Source organism: Clostridium putrefaciens (assembly GCF_900461105.1).
Lineage (GTDB): Bacteria > Bacillota > Clostridia > Clostridiales > Clostridiaceae > Clostridium_L > Clostridium_L putrefaciens.
On the sequence record NZ_UFWZ01000001.1, the window covers coordinates 2,854,743 to 2,881,101 of the forward strand.

The 26,359-nt window shown below is 31.0% G+C and carries 21 protein-coding genes and 8 tRNA genes; all 29 read right to left on the reverse strand.

Going from position 1 to position 26,359, the window contains the following annotated elements; translation table 11 throughout:
• Positions 1-21: 21 nt before the first annotated feature.
• The 29 genes from greA to mfd all read right to left on the reverse strand — a co-directional run bounded on the left by greA (position 22) and on the right by mfd (position 26,331).
• Positions 22-504 carry a transcription elongation factor GreA gene (greA, locus tag DY168_RS13145; protein WP_115642142.1) on the reverse strand — a complete coding sequence of 161 codons (483 nt, stop codon included), beginning with the start codon at positions 502-504 and terminating at the stop codon, positions 22-24.
• A gap of 142 nt (positions 505-646) precedes the next feature.
• On the reverse strand, positions 647-1,474 hold the full coding sequence (locus tag DY168_RS13150; protein WP_115642143.1) for a hypothetical protein: 828 nt from the start codon (positions 1,472-1,474) through the stop codon (positions 647-649).
• Between the two features lie 51 nt (positions 1,475-1,525).
• Positions 1,526-2,497 carry a tRNA dihydrouridine synthase DusB gene (dusB, locus tag DY168_RS13155; protein WP_115642144.1) on the reverse strand — a complete coding sequence of 324 codons (972 nt, stop codon included), beginning with the start codon at positions 2,495-2,497 and terminating at the stop codon, positions 1,526-1,528.
• Positions 2,484-3,281 (reverse strand): type III pantothenate kinase, encoded by a 798-nt coding sequence (locus DY168_RS13160; protein ID WP_115642145.1) that lies wholly within the window; start codon positions 3,279-3,281, stop codon positions 2,484-2,486. The genes dusB and DY168_RS13160 overlap by 14 nt, the downstream gene beginning before the upstream one ends.
• 347 nt (positions 3,282-3,628) lie before the next feature.
• Positions 3,629-4,879, reverse strand: a complete 1,251-nt coding sequence (locus DY168_RS15120; RefSeq protein ID WP_115641940.1) for a transposase — start codon at positions 4,877-4,879, stop codon at positions 3,629-3,631.
• Positions 4,880-5,161: 282 nt separating this feature from the next.
• A complete protein-coding gene (locus DY168_RS13170; RefSeq protein WP_115642146.1) occupies positions 5,162-6,832 on the reverse strand; it encodes a formate--tetrahydrofolate ligase in 1,671 nt (556 codons plus the stop codon).
• A gap of 369 nt (positions 6,833-7,201) precedes the next feature.
• On the reverse strand, positions 7,202-9,013 hold the full coding sequence (ftsH, locus tag DY168_RS13175; RefSeq protein WP_115642147.1) for an ATP-dependent zinc metalloprotease FtsH: 1,812 nt from the start codon (positions 9,011-9,013) through the stop codon (positions 7,202-7,204).
• An 82-nt stretch (positions 9,014-9,095) separates the two neighbouring features.
• On the reverse strand, positions 9,096-9,632 hold the full coding sequence (gene hpt / locus DY168_RS13180) for a hypoxanthine phosphoribosyltransferase (RefSeq protein ID WP_115642148.1): 537 nt from the start codon (positions 9,630-9,632) through the stop codon (positions 9,096-9,098).
• Positions 9,632-11,065 carry a tRNA lysidine(34) synthetase TilS gene (gene tilS / locus DY168_RS13185; protein WP_115642149.1) on the reverse strand — a complete coding sequence of 478 codons (1,434 nt, stop codon included), beginning with the start codon at positions 11,063-11,065 and terminating at the stop codon, positions 9,632-9,634. The genes hpt and tilS overlap by 1 nt, the downstream gene beginning before the upstream one ends.
• Before the next feature lie 195 nt (positions 11,066-11,260).
• Positions 11,261-13,633 carry a stage II sporulation protein E gene (spoIIE, locus tag DY168_RS13190; protein ID WP_115642150.1) on the reverse strand — a complete coding sequence of 791 codons (2,373 nt, stop codon included), beginning with the start codon at positions 13,631-13,633 and terminating at the stop codon, positions 11,261-11,263.
• 460 nt (positions 13,634-14,093) lie between these two features.
• Positions 14,094-14,169, reverse strand: a tRNA-Met gene (locus DY168_RS13195).
• A gap of 32 nt (positions 14,170-14,201) precedes the next feature.
• Positions 14,202-14,290: transfer RNA gene (locus DY168_RS13200), tRNA-Leu, on the reverse strand.
• A 5-nt stretch (positions 14,291-14,295) separates the two neighbouring features.
• Positions 14,296-14,372, reverse strand: a tRNA-Met gene (locus DY168_RS13205).
• 12 nt (positions 14,373-14,384) lie between these two features.
• Positions 14,385-14,460: transfer RNA gene (locus tag DY168_RS13210), tRNA-Met, on the reverse strand.
• Between the two features lie 32 nt (positions 14,461-14,492).
• Positions 14,493-14,581 (reverse strand) — tRNA-Leu (locus tag DY168_RS13215).
• A gap of 5 nt (positions 14,582-14,586) precedes the next feature.
• Positions 14,587-14,663, reverse strand: a tRNA-Met gene (locus tag DY168_RS13220).
• A 12-nt stretch (positions 14,664-14,675) separates the two neighbouring features.
• Positions 14,676-14,751: transfer RNA gene (locus DY168_RS13225), tRNA-Met, on the reverse strand.
• A 32-nt stretch (positions 14,752-14,783) separates the two neighbouring features.
• Positions 14,784-14,872: transfer RNA gene (locus tag DY168_RS13230), tRNA-Leu, on the reverse strand.
• Positions 14,873-15,131: 259 nt separating this feature from the next.
• The gene (locus tag DY168_RS13235; RefSeq protein WP_115642151.1) at positions 15,132-15,536 is read right to left on the reverse strand and encodes a S1 domain-containing RNA-binding protein; all 405 of its coding nucleotides are present in this window, start codon (positions 15,534-15,536) and stop codon (positions 15,132-15,134) included.
• Between the two features lie 73 nt (positions 15,537-15,609).
• Positions 15,610-15,888, reverse strand: a complete 279-nt coding sequence (locus DY168_RS13240) for an FtsB family cell division protein (RefSeq protein WP_115642152.1) — start codon at positions 15,886-15,888, stop codon at positions 15,610-15,612.
• An 87-nt stretch (positions 15,889-15,975) separates the two neighbouring features.
• Positions 15,976-16,362, reverse strand: coding sequence for a spore cortex biosynthesis protein YabQ (yabQ, locus tag DY168_RS13245; RefSeq protein ID WP_115642153.1), 387 nt, complete (start codon positions 16,360-16,362; stop codon positions 15,976-15,978).
• Positions 16,363-16,374: 12 nt separating this feature from the next.
• A complete protein-coding gene (gene yabP / locus DY168_RS13250; RefSeq protein WP_115642154.1) occupies positions 16,375-16,671 on the reverse strand; it encodes a sporulation protein YabP in 297 nt (98 codons plus the stop codon).
• A 192-nt stretch (positions 16,672-16,863) separates the two neighbouring features.
• Complete coding sequence (locus DY168_RS13255; protein ID WP_115642155.1) at positions 16,864-17,127, reverse strand: RNA-binding S4 domain-containing protein; 264 nt, start codon at positions 17,125-17,127, stop codon at positions 16,864-16,866.
• Between the two features lie 56 nt (positions 17,128-17,183).
• On the reverse strand, positions 17,184-17,459 hold the full coding sequence (locus DY168_RS13260) for an HU family DNA-binding protein (RefSeq protein WP_115642156.1): 276 nt from the start codon (positions 17,457-17,459) through the stop codon (positions 17,184-17,186).
• A gap of 250 nt (positions 17,460-17,709) precedes the next feature.
• Entirely contained in the window at positions 17,710-19,155 is a 1,446-nt protein-coding gene (gene yabN, locus DY168_RS13265; RefSeq protein WP_115642157.1) for a bifunctional methyltransferase/pyrophosphohydrolase YabN, read from the reverse strand.
• An 11-nt stretch (positions 19,156-19,166) separates the two neighbouring features.
• Positions 19,167-20,702: a putative polysaccharide biosynthesis protein gene (locus DY168_RS13270; protein WP_115642158.1), complete on the reverse strand. Its 1,536-nt coding sequence runs from the start codon at positions 20,700-20,702 to the stop codon at positions 19,167-19,169.
• Positions 20,703-20,887: 185 nt separating this feature from the next.
• On the reverse strand, positions 20,888-21,442 hold the full coding sequence (gene spoVT, locus DY168_RS13275; RefSeq protein ID WP_115642159.1) for a stage V sporulation protein T: 555 nt from the start codon (positions 21,440-21,442) through the stop codon (positions 20,888-20,890).
• Positions 21,443-21,650: 208 nt separating this feature from the next.
• Positions 21,651-22,658, reverse strand: coding sequence for a peptidylprolyl isomerase (locus DY168_RS13280; protein ID WP_115642160.1), 1,008 nt, complete (start codon positions 22,656-22,658; stop codon positions 21,651-21,653).
• A 115-nt stretch (positions 22,659-22,773) separates the two neighbouring features.
• Positions 22,774-26,331 carry a transcription-repair coupling factor gene (gene mfd / locus DY168_RS13285; RefSeq protein WP_115642161.1) on the reverse strand — a complete coding sequence of 1,186 codons (3,558 nt, stop codon included), beginning with the start codon at positions 26,329-26,331 and terminating at the stop codon, positions 22,774-22,776.
• Between the last annotated feature and the right edge of the window lie 28 nt (positions 26,332-26,359).

Here is a 26,359-nt window from a genome sequence, read left to right on the forward strand (position 1 = left end):
TATCCCTCCATCAATCTTTGTTTAATCTCTTCTTATGTTAAGAACCTCGAACTTACTTACACCTTCTGGAACATTTACTTCAATGATTTCCCCAACCTTTTTCCCCACTAAAGAACTTCCTACAGGTGACTCATTAGATATCTTAAATTCCATAGGATCTGCTTCAGCTGATCCTACTATAGTATACTCTACTTCTTCATCAAATTCATAATCTTTAACCTTTACTATAGAGCCAACGGATACAGCATCTGTAGTAATTTCGCTTTCATCTATAACAGAAGCATTCTTTAACATGTTTTCTAGTTGAAGAATCCTCCCTTCAACAAATGCTTGTTCATTCTTCGCTTCATCATATTCTGAATTTTCACTCAAATCTCCGTAACCTAAAGCTACCTTTATCTTTTCTGTTATGTCTTTTCTTCTAACTGTCTTTAAGTGTTCTAATTCTTGCTCTAATTTTTTAACACCCTCATAAGTCATTATATATTTCCTTGCCTCGTTCATTTTTTTCTCCCCTTTTAATTTAAATGTATTTATATTTATATTTATACTCTATTATTAATAAAAGCTTGATTTATATATGAGTCAAGCACATTCTAATAATTATAAATCAGCTAAAATGTATTTGTCAACATACCCTTTTAGGCTATATGTCTATCAGACTTTCATTAAATTTTATATTATGCATAAATACTCCATTATACCTTAAAGCACTTTCTATATCTTTTTCTTGCATTTGGCTCAGTATAGCCCCTATAAGTTCTGGAGATACATCACTTGAAAGCTCATTCCACTGGGTATTAAATGATATATCATTTATTACTGTCCCTTTCAAATTCAAGGGTAAATATTGATTATTTATATACCATACATTATTACAAAATTCATAAGGTTTATCCTTAGTGCTTATAACAAAATCACATAATTTTAAAGCATACTCTTCATCCCAGGTTACTTCTGGCGAAATTCCAAAGTTTGATATTATATTTTGTTGTATCTTTAAAGTTTCTTTTATATTTTTTGATAGAAGTATTATATGCCTACAGCTTTTAGAAATTTCTTTTAATATTCCATATACTTTAATGTCTGAAGCTTCATCTATTAATATAGTACTAGTCTTTAAAGACTTATTAGTTCTTCTAAGAATCAATTTTATACTTTCAACTACACTATATGAAAACAAATCTTTTTGAAAGTCATTAGTAAAATAATAGTCATAATCTCTAATACCTTTTGGACTTATAATAAAGTTATTGTTTTTCATTTTATTTGTTACATTTTTTATGTTACTTTCGTAAGCTACCTGATGTTTATTTTGAGGTAACCTACCCCAATATATATTTAAGTCTATTCCCTTAACATAAACCTTATTATCTATACTACATTTCATCTTATCTGTAATTTTAGAAATCATGGTTAGTTTATCATAAGGAGTACCTTTTTTCTTAATACCTATATTTAATATATCTATCATAAGATTCACCTCATAATATTTATATTTTATATCTATTCTAATTTTCTATATTTATGTATCTTTTAAACTTTCTTTATAGCTTTGCAATATCTCAATAACTTCTTTTGATTCCTTACATATATTAACATCATTTTTTATATCTGTACAGTTTTTTAACCCCTTAATATACAGTGCTATATGCTTTCTCATTTCTCTTACTGCTTTTTCCTCTTTATCATATTCTAATGACCTTTTATAATGTTGTATACATAAATCAACCTTCTCTAAAGGGGTTGGGCTTATAACATTTTCTCCTCTTAGCATATCATTTATTTCATTAAATATCCACGGGTTCCCGAGGGCTCCTCTAGCTACCATAACTCCATCACAGCCTGATAACTCTACAAGGTCTTTAGCATTCTCCGCTGAGAAAACATCTCCATTTCCTATTACAGGAATAGATAATACACTTTTAACTTCTTTTATGATATTCCAATCTGCTTTACCTTGATACATTTGTTCTCTAGTCCTACCATGAACTGTTATAGCTTTTGCTCCTGCTTCTTCTAAACCTTTAGCAAAGTCTACAGCTGTAGACTCACCTTTTGTAAATCCTTTTCTTATCTTTACCGTTACAGGTTTTTTAGATGCCCTTGACACCTCTCTAACAATATCAAAAGCAAGTTTTGGATTTTTCATTAGTGCAGATCCTTCACCATTTTTAATTATCTTAAGGGCAGGACAGCCCATATTTATATCAATTATATCTACATTTTCTCTCTCGCTTAGCTTTTCTGCTATGTTAGCCATGATATAAGGGTCACTCCCAAATATCTGTACCGCCAGTGGCCTTTCATTTTCTGAAACCATTAATAGCCTTTGTGTATTTTCATTTCCATAGTATAGAGCTTTAGCACTAACCATTTCAGTATATGTAAGACCACATCCCATACTTTTACATATAGACCTAAAAGCTACATCAGTAAATCCAGCCATAGGAGCTAAAAAAACGGGATTTTTAATGTATATATCACCTATCTCCATAAGACGACTCCTCATTTTTTTTATATATTATATTTAGTCCTTTTAATGTAAGTAGAGGATCTATCTTATCTATGCATCTTGCTTCCTCAGCAATAAGAGTTGCGAGTCCACCTGTTGCAATTACGAAAGGCTCTTCCTCCCCTAATTCCATCATTTCTTTCTTCATTTTAGATACAATATATTTAACTTGGCCTACATATCCATATATAACACCAGCTTGCATACTAGTTATTGTATTCTTTCCAATAATAGAGCTTGGTTTTGCAAGTTCTATTCTAGGAAGCTTTGCAGCTCTTTCAAATAATGCCTCCGAAGAAATCTTTATACCAGGACAAATGGTTCCACCTAAATAATCCCCATTTTTATTTACTGCACAAAAGGTAGTTGCTGTTCCAAAGTCTATAATAATAATTGGTCTTTTATGCTCATAATGTGCTGCCACCGCATTTACAATTCTATCTGCCCCTACCTCTTTAGGATTATCGTACTTAATATTTATTCCAGTCTTTATACCAGGACCTACAATAACAGGTTCTAATTTAAAATACTTTCTTATAAGATGTTCTAATGAATACATTATATTAGGAACTACAGAAGATATTATAACCCCTTTTATTTGTTTGTATTCTAAATCGCTGTATAAAAATAATTGTAATATTTCTATGCCATATTCATCTGATGTCTTTTTTGCATCTGTAGATAGTCTCCAGTCTGCAATAAGATTGTCTTTATCAAAAACTCCAAGTACTATATTAGTATTTCCTACATCGATAAGTAATACCACTATAATCACCACCCTATTAAATATTATAAAAAAGCAGCCAAAAAGCTGCCTTTATTTTTTCTCTATACCTCTTATCTTCTTAAGTTCTAAAAATTATATGTCTTATTAACCTTAAATTATAGTTTGACAATATAATTCTAACAACTAAATATAATTTGTCAAGTTTTTTATTAAAACCACAGAGATTTCGCATTAAAATCCCAGTGAAAATTTTACTCTTACTGTAATTGTCACCTATTACATTCATTAAGATATATGGAAACACAACACAAAGATAGGTCGCAAAATGGCTATAAATTCCCCCTCCCCAAAGTATCTTCAAAATTAATTTACAATTATTAAACTAGTTAAGTAGTATCGAAGATAGGATTTATCCAATCTTGTACTAATAGCATCTCATCCCTTAAATCCTCAATTATATTTATTTGCAACATCCTTTTTCTTCTAAACCCTCTAATGCACCGAAAAAAATATAATTGCATTAAGTTAAAGGCTATTACTATAAACATAAGCACTGTTTCTACACCTGTAGGGCTATGAAGAAAGCAATGATCTAAATGCCACTCCGTTTTTAACTGATGAAACGCATTATTTTCAATATCCCATCTTTTATGCATTATCTTCCACAAAGTTTCTACTGAAGTAAATTTGTCTGTAGTTATAATCCATGATTCTTTGATTTCTACTTTATCTTTTTTATGTACTTCTTCTATAAACTTTATAAATCTTACTTTTATCTCTGAATTAGACATTTCAAAATTATCTTCATCCCAGGCTTTTATTTTTATATAGTTGTTACTTTTTCTATTCACAACCCACTTTTTATTTGGCTCCCTGCACTTGAATAAAGCTAATGCATCTTTGACAATATGAAGTCTTTCATCTTTAACTCGTACTACTGCATTCATTCCAATTGATAGCACTTCTTTAATCCAAGTGGATTTACAATATAGAGCGTCAGCGACTATGATATCTGCAAAATGATGAAATTCTTTATATAGCCTATTGATTAGGCGTTTCCCTCCGGTAGTTTCACCTTCATCCTTATTTGATCCATCTGTTTTAGGTTCAAGCATTTCCTGTCCTAAAATAAGGTGCGGATCAGAGCCTACAGTTGAACATACTACTGACCTGTGAAAATAATGAGTAACTCCACCATTGTGAACTCGGCTAAGACATTTATCACAACACTTTTTGGTGCTTTCAAATAATTCTACACCATCTATTGCCACTACCTTTAAACCATCCATAGTACTAGCTCTAAAGACTTTATTTTTTACCGCAGTTTTTATTATTTGATTGTGCATATTATTTAAACCTTCTAAGTCAAAGTCGCTTAATGAGCGCCTAACGGTATCAATACGTGGCACTTTAGTTTTCTTAGGTAGCAACTTTTTAAATTTATTTTTTTCAAGTAAGTGTTCTAATCTATTGAAACTTCTTATTTGAAGTATAAACCCAAATAATACCACAAAGGAGATTGTTGAAACTTTTGCAGAAAATTTTATTCTTTTATCCTTTAAGGTATTGATTTTTTTGCCTATATGATATACCTTATTAATATAGGTGAGCATTTGTTTTAAATAATTTGTGTTCATTTTATCAGCATCCTTTTATTTTAAGTTTCTAGTTAAAACTATTATAAAAAGGATGCTTTTATTATGCAAGTTTTTCCCTTATAAATTCCAGCAAAAATCGGAATTAATAACGATTTTCTTAATTTGATACAAATCATTATAAATCAACGGGCTATCGCCCTAAAAACTTTTCAAGTGCTAAACTTCTGTTAAAACCACATAAATATTTAATAGATATATCAAAATAAGAAGACTACCTTTAAAGTTTCTTTAAAGGTAGTCTTCTTATTTATATTAAGTTTATTAAAATAATCCTAGTATTTCTCCACTTTCAGTTATATCCATGTTTTCTGCTGCTGGTACTTTTGGTAGACCTGGCATAGTCATTATATCTCCTGTTAAGGCAACTATAAACCCTGCACCATTTGAAACTTTAACTTCCTTTACCGTAACTTCAAATCCTTCAGGTCTTCCCAAAAGCTGTGGATTATCAGATAATGAGTATTGAGTTTTAGCTACACATATAGGTTTTTTATCAAGTCCAAACTTTTCAAGTTCCTTAATTTGTTTTTCTGCTTGGATTTCATAAATAACGCCCTTAGCACCATATATAGTTGTTGCTATTTTATTTATCTTTTCTTTTATACTTAAATCACTGTCATACAATACGCTAAACTTACTCTCTTCATTTTCTATTGTATCTATAACAATTTTAGCAAGTTCCATTCCGCCCTCTCCGCCTTTAGCCCACACTTCTGTTAACGCCACTTTTGCTCCTATATTATTGCAATAATCTTCTATAAACTTTAATTCCTCATCTGAATCTGTTAAGAACCTATTTATTGCAACAACCGGCGCAACTCCAAAAGCCTTGATATTTTCTATTTGTTTTTCCAAATTTTTTATTCCATTTGCTACAGCCCCTACATCATTTTTACCTAAATCTTCTTTCTTTACTCCACCATGATGTTTTATAGCTCTTACTGTAGCTACTATAACAACACAATTAGGTTTTAAATTTCCAAACCTGCACTTTATATCAAAGAATTTTTCTGCTCCAAGATCAGCACCGAATCCAGCTTCAGTTACTACGTAATCCCCTAGTTTTAATGCTGTTTTAGTTGCAATTATACTATTACATCCATGTGCTATGTTAGCGAAAGGTCCTCCATGAATTATCGCAGGAGTATTTTCTAGTGTTTGAACTAAATTAGGCTTTATAGCATCCTTCATCAAAAGAGCCATTGCACCTTGAACCTTTAAGTCTTTGCAATAAATAGGATGTCCTTTTAAACTATAAGCTACCAATATATCTCCCATACGTTCTTTAAGTTCCATAAGACTATTAGAAAGACATAGTATAGCCATAACTTCCGAAGCTACAGTTATCATAAATCCATCTTCTCTTAAAAATCCATTTGGTTTGCCACCAAGTCCTACAACTGTCTTCCTTAATGCTCTATCATTCATATCCATAACTCTTTTAAAAACTATCCTTCTTGAATCAATCTCTAGTGAATTTCCTTGATGAATATGGTTATCTATAGCTGCTGCTAATAAGTTATTTGTTGTAGTTATGGCATGCATATCTCCAGTGAAATGAAGATTTATCTCTTCCATAGGTACTACTTGTGCATACCCACCACCAGCTGCTCCACCCTTAACACCAAAAACTGGTCCTAAAGATGGTTCTCTAAGTGCAATTACTGCGTTTTTATCCATTTTGCATAATGCTTGACCAAGTCCTACCGTAACAGTTGACTTACCTTCTCCTGCTGGTGTTGGATTTATAGCTGTTACCAGTATTAACTTTCCATCTTTTTTATCTTTGTTTTTTTCTAAAATATCTAAGGAAAGCTTACACTTATATTTACCATAAAAATCTACATCATCTTCTAGTATCCCCATCTTTTTAGATATATTTTTTATTGGCATCATTTTTGCCTCTTGTGCTATTTGAATATCAGTTTTCATATTATACTCATGTCGATTAAATTATCGACACTACCTCCCTCCATATATTTATTTAAATACAACAAATCTATTAATGGTTTGTGTATTATATTTTATTACACTGTTAGTATTAACTTATCTTTTGCATAAAATCCTTTTTGGTGACTCTATATCTATAGTGACTTTATTCACCTATTTTGCTTTCACCGTTAAATGGTTCTATGTATAACTTAAATATATTATATCATATTTTCCTATATATACTGTATAACTTATTATATATTTCAATAATAGGCAATATTCAAGCAAATTCAAATACTCTAGTCATTGCGAACCCTTCTTTATAAGTTATAAAAAAAAGGCTATCTTATTAAGATAACCTTCTTTTATTTATGCGTTTTGAAATAATTGTTCAAATTCATCCGCTTCTAGCTTTTCTTTCACCAAAAGTTGTTGTGCCACAGCATGAAGCTTATTTAAATTATCTTTCAATAAGGTTTGTGCCTCATCGTAAGCTCTATCTATAAGGCCCTTTATTTCTCTATCTATTTTAGCTCCTATTTCTTCGCTAAAGTTTCTTCCACGGCCTAGGTCTCTTCCTAAGAATACTTCATCGTGATCTGCTCCAAAAGCTATTGGCCCCATGGCTTCACTCATTCCATATTCCATAACCATTTTTCTTGCAATGCTACTAGCCCTATCGATATCATTTTTTGCACCTGTGCTTATATCACCTATAATAAGTTGTTCCGCGACTCTACCACCTAAAAGTCCAACCATTTCATCTTCTAACCTGGACTTTGAGATATACGCCCTATCTTCTTCTGGTAAGTGCATAGTATATCCTCCAGCCATTCCTCTTGGAACTATGCTTATTTGATGAACTGGATCTGAGTTAGGTAAAAGCTTCATTACTACTGCGTGGCCTGCTTCATGATAAGCTGTAAGTTTTCTATCACCTTCACTTATAACTCTGCTCTTTTTCTCTGGTCCTGCTATAACTCTTGTTATCGCTTCTTCCATTTCTTCCATTTCAATAAACTTCTTATCTTTTCTAACTGTTAATAATGCAGCTTCATTAGTTAAGTTCTCTAAATCAGCTCCTGTAAATCCTGGAGTTCTTTTAGCTAAAACTTTTAGATTTATATCTTCTGATAAACGTTTGTTTTTTGTATGGATTTGAAGTATTTCTTCTCTTCCCTTTACGTCAGGTGCTCCAACCATTATTTGTCTATCAAACCTTCCTGGTCTAAGAAGAGCAGGATCTAATATATCCGGTCTGTTAGTTGCAGCAATCATTATTATTCCTTCATTAGCACCAAACCCATCCATTTCAACTAAAAGTTGATTTAGTGTTTGTTCTCTTTCATCATGTCCACCGCCAAGTCCAGCACCTCTTTGTCTACCTACTGCATCAATTTCATCTATAAATATAATACATGGAGCATTTTTCTTTGCCTGTTCAAATAGGTCTCTAACTCTAGACGCTCCTACTCCAACGAACATTTCAACAAAGTCAGATCCAGATATACTAAAGAACGGAACTCCTGCTTCTCCAGCTATGGCCTTTGCAAGAAGTGTCTTTCCAGTACCTGGAGGTCCAATTAAAAGAACTCCTTTAGGTATTCTTGCACCTAATTCCAAATATCTTTTAGGTTGCTTTAGGAAATCTACTATTTCTGCTAGTTCTTCTTTTTCTTCATCTGCACCGGCTACATCGTTAAATGTAACCTTCTTTTTATCTGGTGTAGCCATTTTAGCCTTACTCTTTCCAAAATTCATGACTCCTCGGTTTCCACCACCGCCACCTTGGGATTGCTGCATAAATATAAACCACACTGCAAAAAGCATTACTCCCATAAGTAAAAGTGTAGGGATCATTTGAACCCATACCGATGTATTTCTAGGAGCCTCATAAGTCTCCTTTATTTCTCCTGTGTTAGGATAGCTAGTCATAAATTGATATAATCTTTGTGCAGGCACTACAGTTATAAAGGCCTTGCCGTCACTTAGAGTACCCTCTACTAGCATCTTATCTTCTCTAACTTTTATATTTGTTATGTTATTATTTTTCCATTCTTGTTGAAATTCATTAAATGCTATTGTATTTGTACCTTTACCTGTTTGAGACCATGTTAAAGCTGCAATTATTGCAAATATAAATACTATAGTCCAGGCCGTTGCACTTGAAAATTTCTTCATTATAGGCCCCCCTCTCTTTTTCGTTATTCTAAGATTTTAACACACTAAATTTTTCATTACAATAAGTACTAACGTTAATTATTTATTTATAAATAGATTCTTTTAATATACCAATGTAAGGGAGATTCCTATATCTTTCAGCAAAGTCCAATCCATAACCTACTAAAAAATAATCCGGAACGTCAAATCCTAAATATTTTACACCTATATTAGCCTTTCGCCTGTCTTTTTTATTTAATAGGCATGCTATTTCTATGCTCTTTGGGTTTCTACCGTTTAGGTATTTAATTAAATACTCTAAAGTTATACCTGAATCAATTATATCTTCAATTATAATTACATGTTTATTTTCTATAGACTCATCTAAGTCCTTTAATATTCTAACCACTCCAGAACTTTCGCTTCCATTTCCATAACTAGAAACAGCCATAAAATCCATGCTACAATATATAGAAATTTCTTTCATAAGTTCCGACATAAACATTACAGATCCCTTAAGTACGCCAATAAGTACTAATTCCTCCCCTCTGTAATCTTCGCTAATCTTACTACCAATTTCTCTTACCTTTTCTTTTAACTCTTCCTCCGTTAAAAGAACCTTTTCGATATCATTTTTCATTAGTAACTTTCCCCTCTTTCAATAGTTATACTTAAAATGTTTTTAGTTTTATGTTCTACCTTAAAAAGTTCACTAACCTTATAACCCTCTATCCAAGCTATATGATTATGAAAGCATATAAGTACAACACTATCTCTTTGTTCTCTAGGTACCTTTTCATCAATAAATATATCCTTTAACTTTTTACTACCTGACATACCATAAGGAATAAATTTATCACCGGCTTTTCTATATCTAATGTTTATATCTCCTTTGATTTTATCTGCATCAAAGTACTTACAATTAGATTTGCCCTTTAAATTTAAATTACTAATATTATCATCATTTAATAATTTTATAAATAAGGACATTTGAAATTCAGGTATGTTAATATTAATACCACCCTTTAACTCCTCTTCATTATAATCCTTTAAATTAATTATTGAACTTAAGTTTTCTTTTTTTATAACCTTTTTAGAATTCTTTTTTATAAATATATCTCCATATACATTAGATACCGTGATATCGTGTGGGAGATTTACTGTCTTCCCTGTTCCTTGAATACTTAAGGATACTATGCTAGAAATATGTGTCATTTCTATATTATTTAATGTACCTTCTAACTTTTCTATAGAGTACCTTATTATTCTAGTAACAATTGAATCGTGTTCTTTAAAAGCCTCTTTATGAATTATTATATCTCTTTTAGAATTTATTTCTACATATTTCATAAACTTTTCATAAGATATCTTTTCTAAATAATCATTATCTCTTACCATAAGTTCTGAAAACCTATTTAATGTATTTATTATATCTTTATTAAAATTCTCTTTTATATAAGGTATAAGTTCTAACCTAACCTTATTTCTAGCATATATAGGTTCATTATTAGTTTTATCTATTCTTGGACGTAGTTTATTTATCGCACAGTAATCCTCAATCTCTTTCCGTGAGATTATTAATATAGGTCTTATATATGTATTATCTCTTACAGGCTTTATTCCTGCAAGTCCTTCTATACCAGTTCCACGCATAATTCTCATAAGAATCGTCTCAGCTCTATCATTAGAATTATGAGCTAATGCTACTTTATTTATATTTAAATCTTTCTTTAAGCTTTCAAAGAAATCGTACCTCACATCTCTACCTGCCATTTCACTAGATATTCCTCTTTCTTTAGATATGACATTAATATCCGCAACCTTTACATAACAAGGAATATTAATCGAGGAACAAATCTCTTTTACATATCTCTCATCTTCATCAGCCTCTTCCCCTCTTAGTTTATGATTTATATGTGCCGCATAAAGGGTTATTCCTAGATCATCTTTTAATCTATAAAGTACGTGTAATAAAGTTATAGAATCTGGCCCACCAGATAGAGCAACTAAAACCTTGTCATCTTTTTGTATCATTGAATACTTTTCTATGTATTCTAAAATCCTTTTTTCCATTAATCCACTTCCTAATTCCTATAATAACATATTATATCATACTTATATAAATAATTTATTACAATAAAAATAGAACTCAATACTTTAATTCAAGAGGCTAATTCTATATATATTACTACAATATCATATTGTAGTAATAATTTAAATACAGAATTACAACCTCTTAAAATTTAGAGTCCCCATCCTACATCTTTATTAATACAAGTTATACACCTTAGAGACTATAGCCGTCATATCATCTTTAATCTTTCCTCCAGACAATTCTTTAACTCTTTCTAAAATATCTTCCGCTAATTCTTTCGGGGTGTTTTTATTGCTTTTAATAAGATACTCCGCTAACCACTCAATACTTCCACCCTCACAACAATCTAAAACACCATCACTTACAGTAACAACTATATCTCCATTTTTCACCCTTTTATCTATTATATCAATATCCACCTTGTCTAAAACTCCAATAGGTAAGGTTTTAGATTTTATAATATCTATTTTTTGATCTCTTTTAATAAAACTAGCCACTGCGCCTACCTTCATAAAAGTTATCTTTCCGCTATATAAGTCTATAGAATTTAAGTCTAATGTAGAGAACTTTTCATCCTCGGAAAATTTAAATCCCATTATGGAATTCACAGTATTAATAGCAGTAATCTTATCAAATCCCGCATTTGTAAATCTTTCTATTAATTCTATGGCTGCTCTACTTTCTTCACTAGCTTGTGGCCCCGAACCCATCCCATCACTTATTATAGTCATATATGTGCCATCTTTAACCTTCCCAAAACTATAACTATCACCATTAAGCACTTCACCATCTTTACATCTTCTAGAAATGGCTGTAGCAACGTGATACTTAGGTGTTTCTTCAAAGGTTATAGTACAATTGTTGCTTTCTGGGTTTATGACACACCCCTCATCAAAAATGCACATTGGCCTCCCTACAGCATCGTTTATAACAGGCAATATCTCCTTAACACATTTTTGTCCTCCACCACAAGAGGCTAGGGTAATTTTAACCTTCAACCTAGCATTTCTATCATCATAACACAATATGTCATTTATCTTTATATTAAACTTATTAAGATATCTTCTTATATGCCTTTCAATTTCATTGTTAATAGATACCTCCGAACTAAAATCCTTAACTATTTCCCCTATAGATTTCGCCATATTATGAATTTGAGAAGCTAATAATTTTCTTCCCTCTCCTAGCCTACTTCTCCACATTTCATTTATAACATATGAATTTAAGAGCTCTTCAGAATTTTTTATAAGTGAAGTTCTTTTAACGCACTTTCTATCTATTTCTTCAGGTATTTTTGGTATACCCTCTTGATAATTTTGTATAAGCTCACTAAAAGCTATATAGGTACAGTGCATCTCTCTTTTCCAGCATATAGACTTCATATCACAATTACTACAAACACGATCTGCTAAATTCTCTACAAGCGCACTACTTTTAGTTTTCATAAGCAACTTATCATTATCTACCAAGTTATTTAAAGTACTCGACATGTTTAATAATACATCAGAAAAACTATCAAGCTTTTCTGTAAATACTTCCTTTAACTTATACATATAGCTTTCATTAATGATATCTTGCTTCTTTTCCCACCCAAGTTCTATAGATATCTTTTCATAAATCTTATTTGGAATTGACATAAAAATTAAGACACTTAGGATTCCTTCTATAAGTTTAAAATCTGTACTTAATCCTAAATACACTTTAAGCAGTGTAAATACCGTTATATAAGATAGCGCAGTGAACCATTTTCCTGTCTCTTTAAATATCCCCATTACAAATCCACATATAGAATATACTACAACGTAATTAACCATATTGTCTGATGTTATACCCATAATTATCCCTATAGATACACCTGTTCCTGCACCAGTAGAACTTCCATTCACATAAGCCATTATACACACAAATACGAGTCCTATAACATTTCTAATATCTATATTGAAAATCTTAATACCCCATGTACCTGAAATTGTTAAAGATAGCACTATGGCCATACTTATTATTTCTTCGTTTGTAAAAAGATGCTTACTTTTAAAATCCTTTGAACAAGTTAACGCATAATCTATAATTATATATATAGGAATTATACACCCTATCTGAAATAGTGAAGTCAAAATATTTATACCAAGGGTATACCCACTTATTATCATCTTGAAAAAAATAGATTCTAATACCATAATTAGGGTTAGATATATTATTCTTTTTCTTCTATTTATTTTTGTTGTTAAATGTGAAAAGAGTATAGTACTACCTATAATTATTATATAAAGAGCTATATCTTCAATTTTATTATATAGGGTAACATATCCTAAGAGAGCTCCTGTCCCAGCTGCAATATCAAGTTTATCCTTTCTTTCATTAACAACCGCCATTATAAAAGCTATACCAAAAGGAGCTGTACTATTAATAAGCATCACCCTACTTATAGATATAGCTACCAAAAAATATAGAACTATTTTAATCACCGATACATATTCTTCTCTTTTTTCTTCTTTAGTCTTTTCTTTTAGTCTTTTATAAGTTACAACCTCCGCACCATATTGCATAGTATGTGTCCCCCTCTACTTCTTTAAGTTTTATTCTTATTAATCTCATGTAAGTAACCTTTATCTTAATTAGATTATAACAAGATCTTAAGGAAATAAATGTCACAAGGTGTTTGTAGACTTTTTATTATTAGGACATAAAATGCTTTCATATTTTCTTAAATTCAAAAAAGATACCTTATTTGGTAAGGTATCATCTTAAAATTATATTTTATTTGTCGTGTATCAAAAGAAATCATATTAATATGTGGATAACTTTTAGTTATAAGAAGATATCCACATATTTTTTCTCATACATTAACAAATTATTTGCTTCAAGTGATAATTATAACATTAAAAGATAAATATCCTTTAGTTAATTTCACTTTGATTTTTAGACATAAATAAAAAGTATTCGTAAAGATTAATCTTTACGAATACTTTTTTTTATAATAGATAAGCTTTTATCTATATTTAATTTTGGTTGCGGAGGTAGGACTTGAACCCACGACCTTCGGGTTATGAGCCCGACGAGCTGCCAACTGCTCCACTCCGCGTCATTATTATTTAATTAAATATATAAGTAAATTGGTGCTGAAGACCGGAATCGAACCGGTACGGTGTTCAACCACCGCAGGATTTTAAGTCCTGTGCGTCTGCCAGTTCCGCCACTCCAGCATCTTTGGTAGCGGAAATAGGACTTGAACCTACGACCCTTCGGGTATGAACCGAATGCTCTAGCCAGCTGAGCTATTCCGCCATATTTACTTTTTGGTTGCGGAGGTAGGACTTGAACCCACGACCTTCGGGTTATGAGCCCGACGAGCTGCCAACTGCTCCACTCCGCGTCATTATTATTTAATTAAATATATAAGTAAATTGGTGCTGAAGACCGGAATCGAACCGGTACGGTGTTCAACCACCGCAGGATTTTAAGTCCTGTGCGTCTGCCAGTTCCGCCACTCCAGCATCTTTGGTAGCGGAAATAGGACTTGAACCTACGACCCTTCGGGTATGAACCGAATGCTCTAGCCAGCTGAGCTATTCCGCCATATTTACTTTTTGGTTGCGGAGGTAGGACTTGAACCCACGACCTTCGGGTTATGAGCCCGACGAGCTGCCAACTGCTCCACTCCGCGTCATTATTATTTAATCAAATGTATAAGTGTATTGGTGCTGAAGACCGGAATCGAACCGGTACGGTGTTCAACCACCGCAGGATTTTAAGTCCTGTGCGTCTGCCAGTTCCGCCACTCCAGCATTTCATGTTTTTTCTTGGCGACATACATTATTATATATCATGTTATATCTATTGTCAACAACTTTTTTTATTGTGATTTTTATGTGCTATTTTTATCCCTTTACAATCCGTTAACACGTTGCAATATAAGGCTTTCAAAGATTTATTTTTTTATAACATTTTTTTGATTTTAAGTTCTCAGTAAAACAAAATATCTTTTTAAAATAAAAATAACCCCCTATATTAAAAATCTAGAGGGTTACCACTTATCATGCTAAGTTACATTTTTTTATTATATCCTCTTGATCTATTGTCTTGATGTTTTTTTACATCTTGTAATCTTTCTTCACTATCCTTTAAAAATCTTGTCATTATATCTTCAAAGTTACCTGAAGCTGCCTTACCTTTTTCTGATTCCCAATCAATTTCAGCTGGTTTATTAGATCTTTGCTTTACGCTAGCTTGTTTGATAGAAAGACTAATTTTGCCATTATCATCTATAGAAATAACTTTTACTTTTACCTTATCTTGTTCTTTAAGATATTCTCTTATATCCTTAACAAAATTATCTGCTACTTCAGAAATATGAACTAAACCTGTTTTTCCTTCAATTTCAACAAAAGCCCCGAAATTAGTAATGTTAACCACTGTACCTTCTAAAATGTTTCCTGCCATTAAGGTCATATTAAAAAGACTCCTCCTTAAAAATAATTAATATATTATATTATATAAAATAATAAACCTAAACTCAAGTGAGTTACTCTGACTTACTGTCTATTACAGGAGTCTCTCCAGACTTTACATATCCTAATCTTTCTCTTACTTGTTTTTCCTTGTAAAGTCCAGTGTTTGATAACTCAAATTCATCTTTTAACTTTTGATTTTTTTCTTTTACTAATTCTAGCTCCTTTTCTTGCTTATATATATCTTTTTTAATCTTACCCATAGTTAATTGTTGAGTAATTATTGTATATAAGCTAAAAATCAATAATAAAATTATTATTACACTTTTAAGGGTAACTTTTTTGTTTTTCATAGTTCTTTTCCCCTTTAAGATAATAGTACGGTTTATCTATATCTCTATTTTAAATATAAAACCTATTTTATTCAAGTGTTTTCATAGTTATTTTTTACTTTTGTTATAAAATATTAATTTTAATGGGTAAAACAAGTGATTAAAGCTCATTCTAAACAGCTTTCCTATAAATCCATATATAGAATATTGCACTTTTAAAATATATTCACTTAAAATTTTAAGGTATATATATATCCCTAGAACTATGTATAGGTAAACATAGGGTACAATAAGAGCATAATTGGTATAAAGCAAAAAAACAAATACAATAATCGATGATAAAATCCAAAATAAAAGATCTTGGAAAGTCGATAATAATTTATTTTTATTGTGACCTCTTATAACTCTATAAAAATCAAATAATATACCAGTTATAATACCTGATAGTATGCTAAATAGTATCGTCTTAAATTGAAATAATAAGGGTATTATCATCTTTATCTCCACCTATTTAAATAATCTTTTTATTATGCCTTCTGTATTAACTCTTTTTGCTTCTAAAGTGCTATATACAAATGAATCTATAGTTCCACCAACTATTACTTCTCCATTTTGAACATCTAACTTGTTCATCTTCAAGTTTTTGCCTCTTATGTTTAACACTCCGACGCATGTATTTAGAGAAATGGTTTCTTCATTAAAATTGAATACTTCTATAACACCTGTAAGAAATAACCTCTTTCTATTATCTAAAGTCAAATTGCTTCTTTTATCTTCAACTTTGATGTCTTTTTTATTTTCCATAAGAAAACAACCTCCTACTATATTTCTCTACAATATATGTGAAAGGCTGTATATATATGCTATTTATTTTTTACACCTATTTTAGTTATATACAAGTTATAACTTAACCACCTTTTAAGAGACTAAAGTTCTTGCATAAATCGTTATATATGAAAATTATGAGATTTCTTGAAAGCCTTTTGTAAAAGCTTTCTAATCTTCTATATCCTCTTCACCCTCTATTATTTCATACATAAGTCTAGCCTCTTCTTTTTTAACATGTTCTGAAAGTTTTAACACTTCTGCCTTTAAAGAGTTATTAGCAAACTTAATCTCTATTATATCTCCCTCTTTAATATCCGTACTTGCCTTAGCTACTTTTGAATTAATAGTAACTCTACCACTTTCACAAATTTCTTTTGCAACTGTTCTTCTCTTTATTATTCTAGATACTTTTAGATATTTATCTAATCTCATTTTAATTCCCCCTACAAAAATAACCCGAGATAAACCCGGGTTAAATAGTTTTCCAATTACTTGTTTACTCTTTCCTTGAACTCTTTACCAGCTTTAAATACTGGAGCAGTTGTTGCAGGAATCTTTATAGTTTCTTTAGTTCTTGGGTTTCTTCCTTCTCTCTCAGCTCTTTGTCTTGTTTCGAAAGTTCCAAATCCAACTAATTGAACCTTTTCACCTTTTTCTAAAGACTCTTCTACGCTTTCTATAAAAGCTTTTAATGCTATTTCTGCATCTTTTTTAGTTAATTTACTTTTTTCAGCCATGCTTGAGATTAATTCTGATTTATTCACTTTTATTTCCTCCTTTAAATTAGAGTTAGTTTAAACCTAAACAATATATCGAATAAGTTTGTATGTATAAGTTTTATAAATTTATTATACATTATCATATTATATAATTAATTGCAATACAAGTCTACATCTACATTACAAGTATTTTATCTTTTTATTTGTAATGTGCTATTTGAGAACGCAAAATACTTTTATAAATATTACTATTCTACATTTACATTAATTCCCCTTTTAAACTGTCTCTTTTTTGTTATTTACCTTTTGATAAATTCCATAACTTATCCATTTCCTTTAGTGACATCCGCTCTAATTTTACCTTTTTATCTCTAGCTGTATCTTCAATAAATCTAAATCTTTTTATGAATTTATTTATAGTTTTATTAAGGGCAAGTTCTGAATCTATTCCTAGTATCCTAGCTACATTAACACAAGAAAATATCAAATCTCCCATTTCTTCTTCTATTATTGCCTCATTTGAACCTTTGTATACTTCCTTTAGTTCATAAAACTCTTCTATTATCTTTTCCATAGCTCCATCTACAACATCAAAGTCAAAGCCTACCTTTTTAGCCTTTGATTGTACCTTTTCTGCTCTTATTAAAGAGGGTAAAGATTTTGCTATATGTTTCATAGCATCTACCACAGTGTCATATCCCTTTTCTATACCTTTTATTTCTTCCCAGTTTATTATAACCTCTTTTGAATTATTAACTTTTGTATCTCCAAACACATGAGGGTGTCTATCTATCATCTTCTTACTTATAGAATTTATGATGTCATTAATGTTAAAATAACCTTCTTCTTTTCCTATAACAGCATGAAACACTACCTGTAGTAGTACATCGCCTAATTCTTCTATAATCTTTTCATCATTCTTTTCCTCTATGGCCTCTATAACCTCATAGCTCTCTTCTACTAGATACCTTTTTAGACTTTCATGTGTTTGTTCTCTGTCCCATGGACACCCCTCTTCAGACCGTAATTTCTCCATTATCTCTAATAGGTCACTTAAGCCTTTATTTTCTTTACCTCCTTTAGGTATGTATAATGATGTTAGGTAATCTATGTCCGTTTGCCTGTCTAATGTATATAGTGGTATTTTCCTTATGCTCTCCTCTCCCTTAACACCAGCTGCCCGAACAAAGTATATTTCTTTATCATAATGGTAGTAATCTAGTAATCTAATCTTAACCGCTGATGATATTAACTTATCATATACCTGGGTTATTATTAATCCTGTATTATTATCTAATCTTTGATTTTCAACATCAAAAGCATCTATTATTTTAAGTCCATTTATGGGATCTATCTTTAGTCTTTCTATGATAACATCAATAAAGCTTACCGCTGGGACAATCTCTATAGGTATCCCCTGGGCTTCACATAATTGTATTAAGATATTTACAGTCCTCTCTGCTACTAAAGGGTGACCAGGTACTGCATATATAACCTCGTCCACTATTTCATGCCTTTTTATTAAATCCTCAGCTATAAACTGATATACTTTGTCAAAACTATCAAACTTATCATAAGCAAAGTCATAGGTATGAACTTTTATATCCATACTTTTAATATAGTCTACCGTTGGATGTTTTTCTGTTCTTAGATATATATCTTTTCCTGACTTAAGCTCATTTAATGTGCCTAATGTTAATGCTTCAGGTGATCCAGGTCCTAGGCCTAGTATTTTAATCATTTGTTTCTCCCCTATCTACTTAAAAATCTATCTTTTATATAGTTATATTTAAATACTCCAAAAGCAATCACTAAAATTATATATATAATAATACCTAGAAGTATGGATACAATGCAAGCTATACCGTTGCTACCAGTATAAATAATTGCTTTATTATAACTTATAATCACCGCTATTATCATTATAACAGATGCATAAGATGGTTTTATAGTGGTATTATAATAATCTATGCTTATATTTAGCTTTTTTCTTACATCCTTCATATTGAGATATGCTGCTATTGTATACGCAACTATTGTTCCTATGACAGCACCGTAAATATTGAAAAATGGCAATGGAACCATAAACAATGTTATCATCACTTTAAATATACATCCCACAAAAAGGTTTATGATAGGTTTAAAATAATGTCCTGTACCTTGTAATATTGCAGTGCTTATTTGAGCTAATGCCGTAGCTGGTATAGATAAAGATAAATACTTTAATATATTATATCCTTCCCCATAATTCGGAAATATAAGCGTCATTATAGGCTTTGCTAAAAACATAAGTCCTAGCATAGATGGAATTGCAATTACAGATGATACCTTAATTGCAACCTCCACCTTATTTATAATGTCACTTTTTCTTCTTAATATATACGCCTCCGCAATAATTGGGATTATTGCAGAACACAATGCAACACAAAGTGTTAAAGGAACATTTACTAGCACATTAGCTTTTCCTGTTAACTGACCATAAAGTATTGTAGCCCCTTTAGATGTGAGTCCGGCTTCTAGCAGCTTTTTAGGAACTAAAATCGAATCTATGAGTCCCATTATAGTTGCAACTGTTGCACCAAGGGACAATGGCATTGAAATTCTAAGTAAGCTTTCTAGAATCTTTTCATCCTTTTTTAATTTAAATAGACTTATTGGCACTTTTATCCTTATATATTTTATGGTTAAATAAACACCTCCAAAAAGCCCTCCTGCGGATGCACCAAGAGCAGCTCCTCCCGCTGCATATTCCACTCCATAAGGTAATAATAAAACAGCAAGTCCAACTCCTATTATCACTCGACCTAGCTGCTCAATAATTTGAGATACAGCTGTTGGCTTCATATTTTGTAATCCTTGGAAAAAACCTCTAAGTACACTCATTATGGCTATAAATGAAGGTGCTATAGATATTGCAATAAGCGAGTAATATGAATTTTCACTCCACTGCAAATAACTTATTATGTGTTTAGAAAATATAAGAAGCAAAGCAGTGCTACCAAGCCCCATAAAAATCATCAATATGAAAGATTCTTTAAGAACCTTCATTATTCCTTCTTTGTCACCTAAAGCATTTTTTTCGGAAACTAATTTAGATATAGCTATTGGCACTCCTGAAGCTAAGGCTATAAAAAAGGTATAAAGAGGATAGGACATTTGATAATACCCTATTCCTTCATCCCCTATTAACATTATAAGAGGCCATCTAAAAAATAATCCTAAAAACTTAGATATGATTCCTGCAAGTCCAAGTATTATAGTGCCCTTAATAAGTGAGTGTTTTTTCATGTGATACCTCCAAATCTTATAAATAGTTTACTAATTATGTCTATTTTAAGATTTGAGGTATTATTACTAAAATTTATTTATTAGTTTTATTCTTATTAAAAACAATAATATACTGAATATATTATTGTTTTTATGTCAATAATCTTAATGTTGTAGCAAGTAATTATGCGTTATATTCAATTTAATTACTGCTCCATTTGTTTACCTAAGAAGGAAGATGCAGTTTCAGCGATTTTAAGTTCTAATTCACCAAACTTTTGCTGTTCCTCTTTTGAAAGAATTATAACTGCTCCTATTGCATCTCCTTCTGCTAATATAGGAGATATAACCTGTGCATAGTACTTTTCTGCAGGTTCCTCTTCATTGTAAACTGCAATCAAGTTATCTTTTTCTCTTGACAGCATTATTGGTCTTCTTTCTTCCATAACCTTCTCTAACTCTCCACTAATCTTCTTTTCCATATAATCTTTTTTAGGAGTTCCACTAACTGATATAAACTCATCTCTATCACATATCAATATTATATTCCCTATTGATTGTTGCAAAGAATCTGCATATTCTTTTGAAAAGTCACCTAGTTCTCCTATTGGAGAGTATTTCTTTAATATAACTCCCCCTTCCCTGTCTGTAAATATCTCTAAGGGATCACCTTCTCTAATCCTTAATGTCCTTCTTATTTCCTTAGGTATGACCACTCTTCCAAGGTCATCTATACGTCTAACTATTCCAGTAGCTTTCATTTATTTTCCTCCTTACTTGTTTATTACTATTGATTTATTGCATTATTATTATCTATCAACACATGTAATTTTATACACTATTGTAGGTTTTTATTTTCATATGGCTAATTTAACAAAAGTAATGGCCAAATATGACTTCATTGTCAAAAACAAATAAAAGCTATAAAAAGGTGTAATAACCTTCTTATAGCTTTTATCTTTATCTTATTTATATATTTATATTCTCTTTATATCTTTTAACTTTAAGTTCCTTTTCCCAATCTTTCAATGTATTGTCAAAGGTTTCTTTTTTCTTTGTCTTTAATACCTCATCAGTAATTTGTTGTTTAACTACATCAAATTCTATCACCTCAGGTGTATCTTTAACTCCTGAAACTTTAATTATATGATATCCAAATTGAGACTTTATAGGATCTGATACTTCTCCTTCTTTGAGCTCTTTCATTCCTTTTACAAAGTCCTGGTCATACCCTTCAGTATCATATTCTATAAAAGGTAGTTGTCCACCAGAATCTTTGGTTCCATCAGTTCCATATTCTTTAGCAAGTGCAGCAAAGTCTTCACCTGAATCAATCTTTGATTTTATTAACTTTGAAGTTTCCTCGTCCTTTACCAATATATGAGATACATTAGCTCCTGGTTTTTGTGTATATAATTTTTCTTTATTTTCTTCATAATATGCTTTTGAATCTTCTTCACTTGCTACAACATCTTTTACTATATATTCATGCATTTTAGTCATTGTAGTATCTTCTTTTATAAATTCTTTTAACTCTTCTAAAGTAAGCCCTTGAGCTTTCATAGCTTCCTCGAACTTTTCCTCATCATTTCCGAACATAGTTTTCATATCACCTAATCTTTTTTCAACTTCCGCATCCATTTCTTCTGTTGTTGGTAAAACCTTAAGTTCCTCACCTTTTTTTGTAAATACTTGAAGGGCAACTAATTGATCTACCATTTGAGTTCTAAGATTATTTACTCCTTCTACAGCCTCTGGATTACTTTTATAATCCTCTCCAAATTGTTGAATTATCATTTGATCATAAGGAAGCATTTTCTTATCTAGATCACCTTTGGTAATCTTTTTATTTGCTACCTTTGCTACTGGGGTTTTAGCTATAGCTTCTGGTGTCTTTTCTATCATATTACATCCTGCTGTTGTTAATGTAACTACAGTTATAATAGCCATAGTTATCATCTTCTTTATATTCTTCACTATTATTCCTCCGCTCTCTTTTTAATCTTGTGCATATTTCTGATTCTATCAGTAATTCAATGTAAATTCAATTAATATTTAGATATCTTTTAAAAATAATTAGTGATACATTTTCTTATTCTTTATCTGCATTTTCTACCTTCTTAGACAGATCATTCTTTATGATTACCATATATTCTAAAAGATTTTTAAATTCCTCTAACATATCTTCACGTTTAACCATTGAAAGCTTATATGAAAACGCTGGTTTTTCTCCAAATTTAAATATAATCTTTTTGTTATACTTACTCATTAAACCTTTTATTAAATCTTCATTTAAGTTTTCTTTTTTATCAAACTGATATACAACCTCTTCACCTTTCTCTTTTATATCCTCTATCTTTAAAATCTTTCCAAGACTTCTTATATATGAAATATTTATAAGGTTATTTACTGGCTGTACTATATATGAAAATCTATCTTCGAGCTCCTCCATTATGTCATAAACATCATCTTTATTATCAATAGAAGCTATCTTTTTATATATTCCTATTTTCTGCATCTCATTTTCTATATAATCATTAGGTATATATGCATCCACTTTTAAATCTATAGCTGTCTCCACAGGTTCTTTATCTATCTCATCTTTAATAAGACTTATTGTATCCTCTAACATTCTACAATAAAGATCATATCCTATAGCTGCCATATGTCCATGTTGAGAAGATCCCATCATATTTCCAGCTCCTCTTATTTCTAGATCTCTCATTGCAATTTTAAATCCCGATCCAAGAGCTGTAAATTCCTTTAATGCTTTCAACCTCTTTTCTGCAACTTCTGTTAATATCTTATCTTTTTTATAAGTAAAGTAAGAATAAGCTATCCTATTAGTTCTTCCTACACGTCCTCGTAATTGATAAAGTTGAGAAAGTCCCATTTTATCTGAATCATAAACAATCATTGTGTTTACATTTTTAATATCCATACCCGTTTCTATTATAGTGGTACATATAATCATATCTATTTCACCACTCATAAAACCTATCATTACCTTTTCTAGCTCTCTTTCGGTCATTTGTCCGTGAGCTACTGCCATTTTAACTTCAGGAAGCAACTTTTGTAGGTACCCAGCCATATTTTTAATGTCCTCTACCCTGTTGTACACAAAATAAACTTGGCCCTTTCTATTTACTTCACGTAATACAGCATCTCGTATAAGCTGCTCATTATATTCTACTACGTAAGTTTGGATAGGGTAGCGCTCTTGTGGGGGTGTTTCTATTACACTTATGTCCCTTACTCCTGTAAGCGACATATGAAGTGTTCTAGGTATAGGTGTAGCACTTAATGTTAGTACATCTAAATTCTTTTTCATATTTTTCATTTTTTCTTTATGTGTTACTCCAAATCTTTGTTCTTCATCAACTACAAGAAGACCTAGATCTTTAAATTCCACATCTTTTGATATTAACCTATGGGTTCCTATTAATAAATCTACATTACCTTGTTTTAACGCTGTTAATGTAGCCTTTTGCTCAGCTGCTGACCTAAACCTACTTACCATATCAATATTAATTGGGAAATCAGAGAACCTTTTTACCATGTTTTTAAAATGTTGATCTGCAAGAATAGTAGTTGGAACTAAAAAGGCTACTTGCTTTCCATCCATGATTGCTTTAAATGCTGCTCTCACAGCGACCTCTGTCTTTCCATAACCCACATCCCCACATAAAAGCCTATCCATGGGCTTTCCTGATTCCATATCCTTCTTTATTTCTTGCAAAGAAGTGAGCTGATCCGGTGTTTCTTCATATTCAAATTCTTCTTCAAATTGCTTTTGCCAAACCGTATCTTTTGAATATTTATATCCTTTAAGTTTAGATCTTTCAGCATATAGCTTAACCAGGTCTTGTGCTATTTCATCTATAGAAGCTCTAACCTTATTCTTAGCTTTAGTCCATTCCGTTCCTCCAAGCTTGCTTACCCTTGGAGACTTCCCTTCACTACCTATATACTTTTGTACCATATCTAGCTGTTCTACAGGAACGTAAAGCTTATCTTCTTTATCGTAACTTATATCTAAATAGTCCTTTATACGTCCTTGAACTTCTATTTGTTTTATTCCTTTATATACACCTATTCCATGATTTACATGAACAACGTAGTCACCTAAATTTAACTCAGAAAAACTTTTTAATTTTCCAACACCCTTTTTATTAGAGGACTTTTTCTTTGTTTTACGTTTAGCTTCACCAAAAACCTCTCTATCTGAAATCAAACATACCTTAAGCTCTGGATACTCAAATCCTTTAATTTGATTCCCAAAGGTAACTACAACCTCACCATACTCAATCTTCGATACTATATCTTTATACGAACTTTCAATGCCTTTATCTCTTAAAGCTTCTACTAACCTTTCACCCCTTGGTCTTGTTCCAGAGAGTATTACAATCTTGTATCCCTTACTCTTTTTATCTTTTATATCTTCCATTAATAATTCTAGTTTTCCACCATAACTTGTTAGAGTTATCTCAGAAAAGCTTTCTATGGTCCTTGGTTTTAGGTAGTCACCAGCTTTTACAATGGAATCTAGTGTCAATACTTCTTTTGTTTCTAACTGAGATATTATATTTTCTTTAGATATCAAAAGGCTACCTTGCCTTGGAAGTATATCTCCTCTTTCTAAGAATGACTTGTAGTTTTCTTCAAACTCATAATATATACTCTCTAACTTTCCAATGGATCTTTGAATATCGTCTACTATAATTATTCCATCTTCCATAAAGTCAAAAAAGCTAGATGGCTTATCAAAAAAGTATGGTATATAACTATCAATAGTTTCAAAGTTCCAATTTTCTTTTAAAGATTCTAAATTAGAATTAACCATCGCTTTTAATTTAGCCACCATCTCCTTATGTTCTTTTCCTTTATGAGTACTTATAAAACTTTCAAGATCCTCTTTTATTAAATTATATCCTTTTTGGATTTCATCACTATTTAATATCATTTCTTTAGCTGGAAATATCTCTATTTCATCAACCTTTTCAATACTTCTTTGTGATTCTACATTAAAGCTTCTTATTGAATCAATTTCATCTCCGAAAAGCTCTATCCTAAAAGGAGTGGCGCTTATAGGTGGATAAATATCTAATATTCCTCCTCTTAAAGAAAATTGTCCTTTCCCATCTATAAGTTGCATTCTTTCATATCCTGATTGAATTAATTTCTCTGTTAGCTCCTTTGTGTTTAAAACATCTCCCACCTTGTATTTTAGATTATATTTTTTATATAATTCTATAGGCGTATATTTAGATGATAAAGCTTCTATGGATGTAACAATTACTTTCTTATTGTCACTTATCATCTCTTTTATAACCTTTAATCTTTCCCACCTAAGATCTCCTGATACTGCATCTATATTGTAGAAGACAACTTCCTTTGTAGGAAAGTAATATATTTCTGGAATATACAATGATAAATCCTCATATATATTTTTAGCTTCTAAATCGCTATGACTTATTATAAAAAAGTTCTTTTTCTTTTCCTCTTCGTATATAGCATCGATTATATATGCTTTTGAAGACTCAGACATCCCGTATAAAGATATAGGATATCTTTTTCCCTCCATGCTTTTCTTTATGTTTAAAAATTCCTTACTTTGCCTTAAAGGCTCTAATAAACCATTAAATCTCATACTTAATAACACCCCTTAAACCATAAAA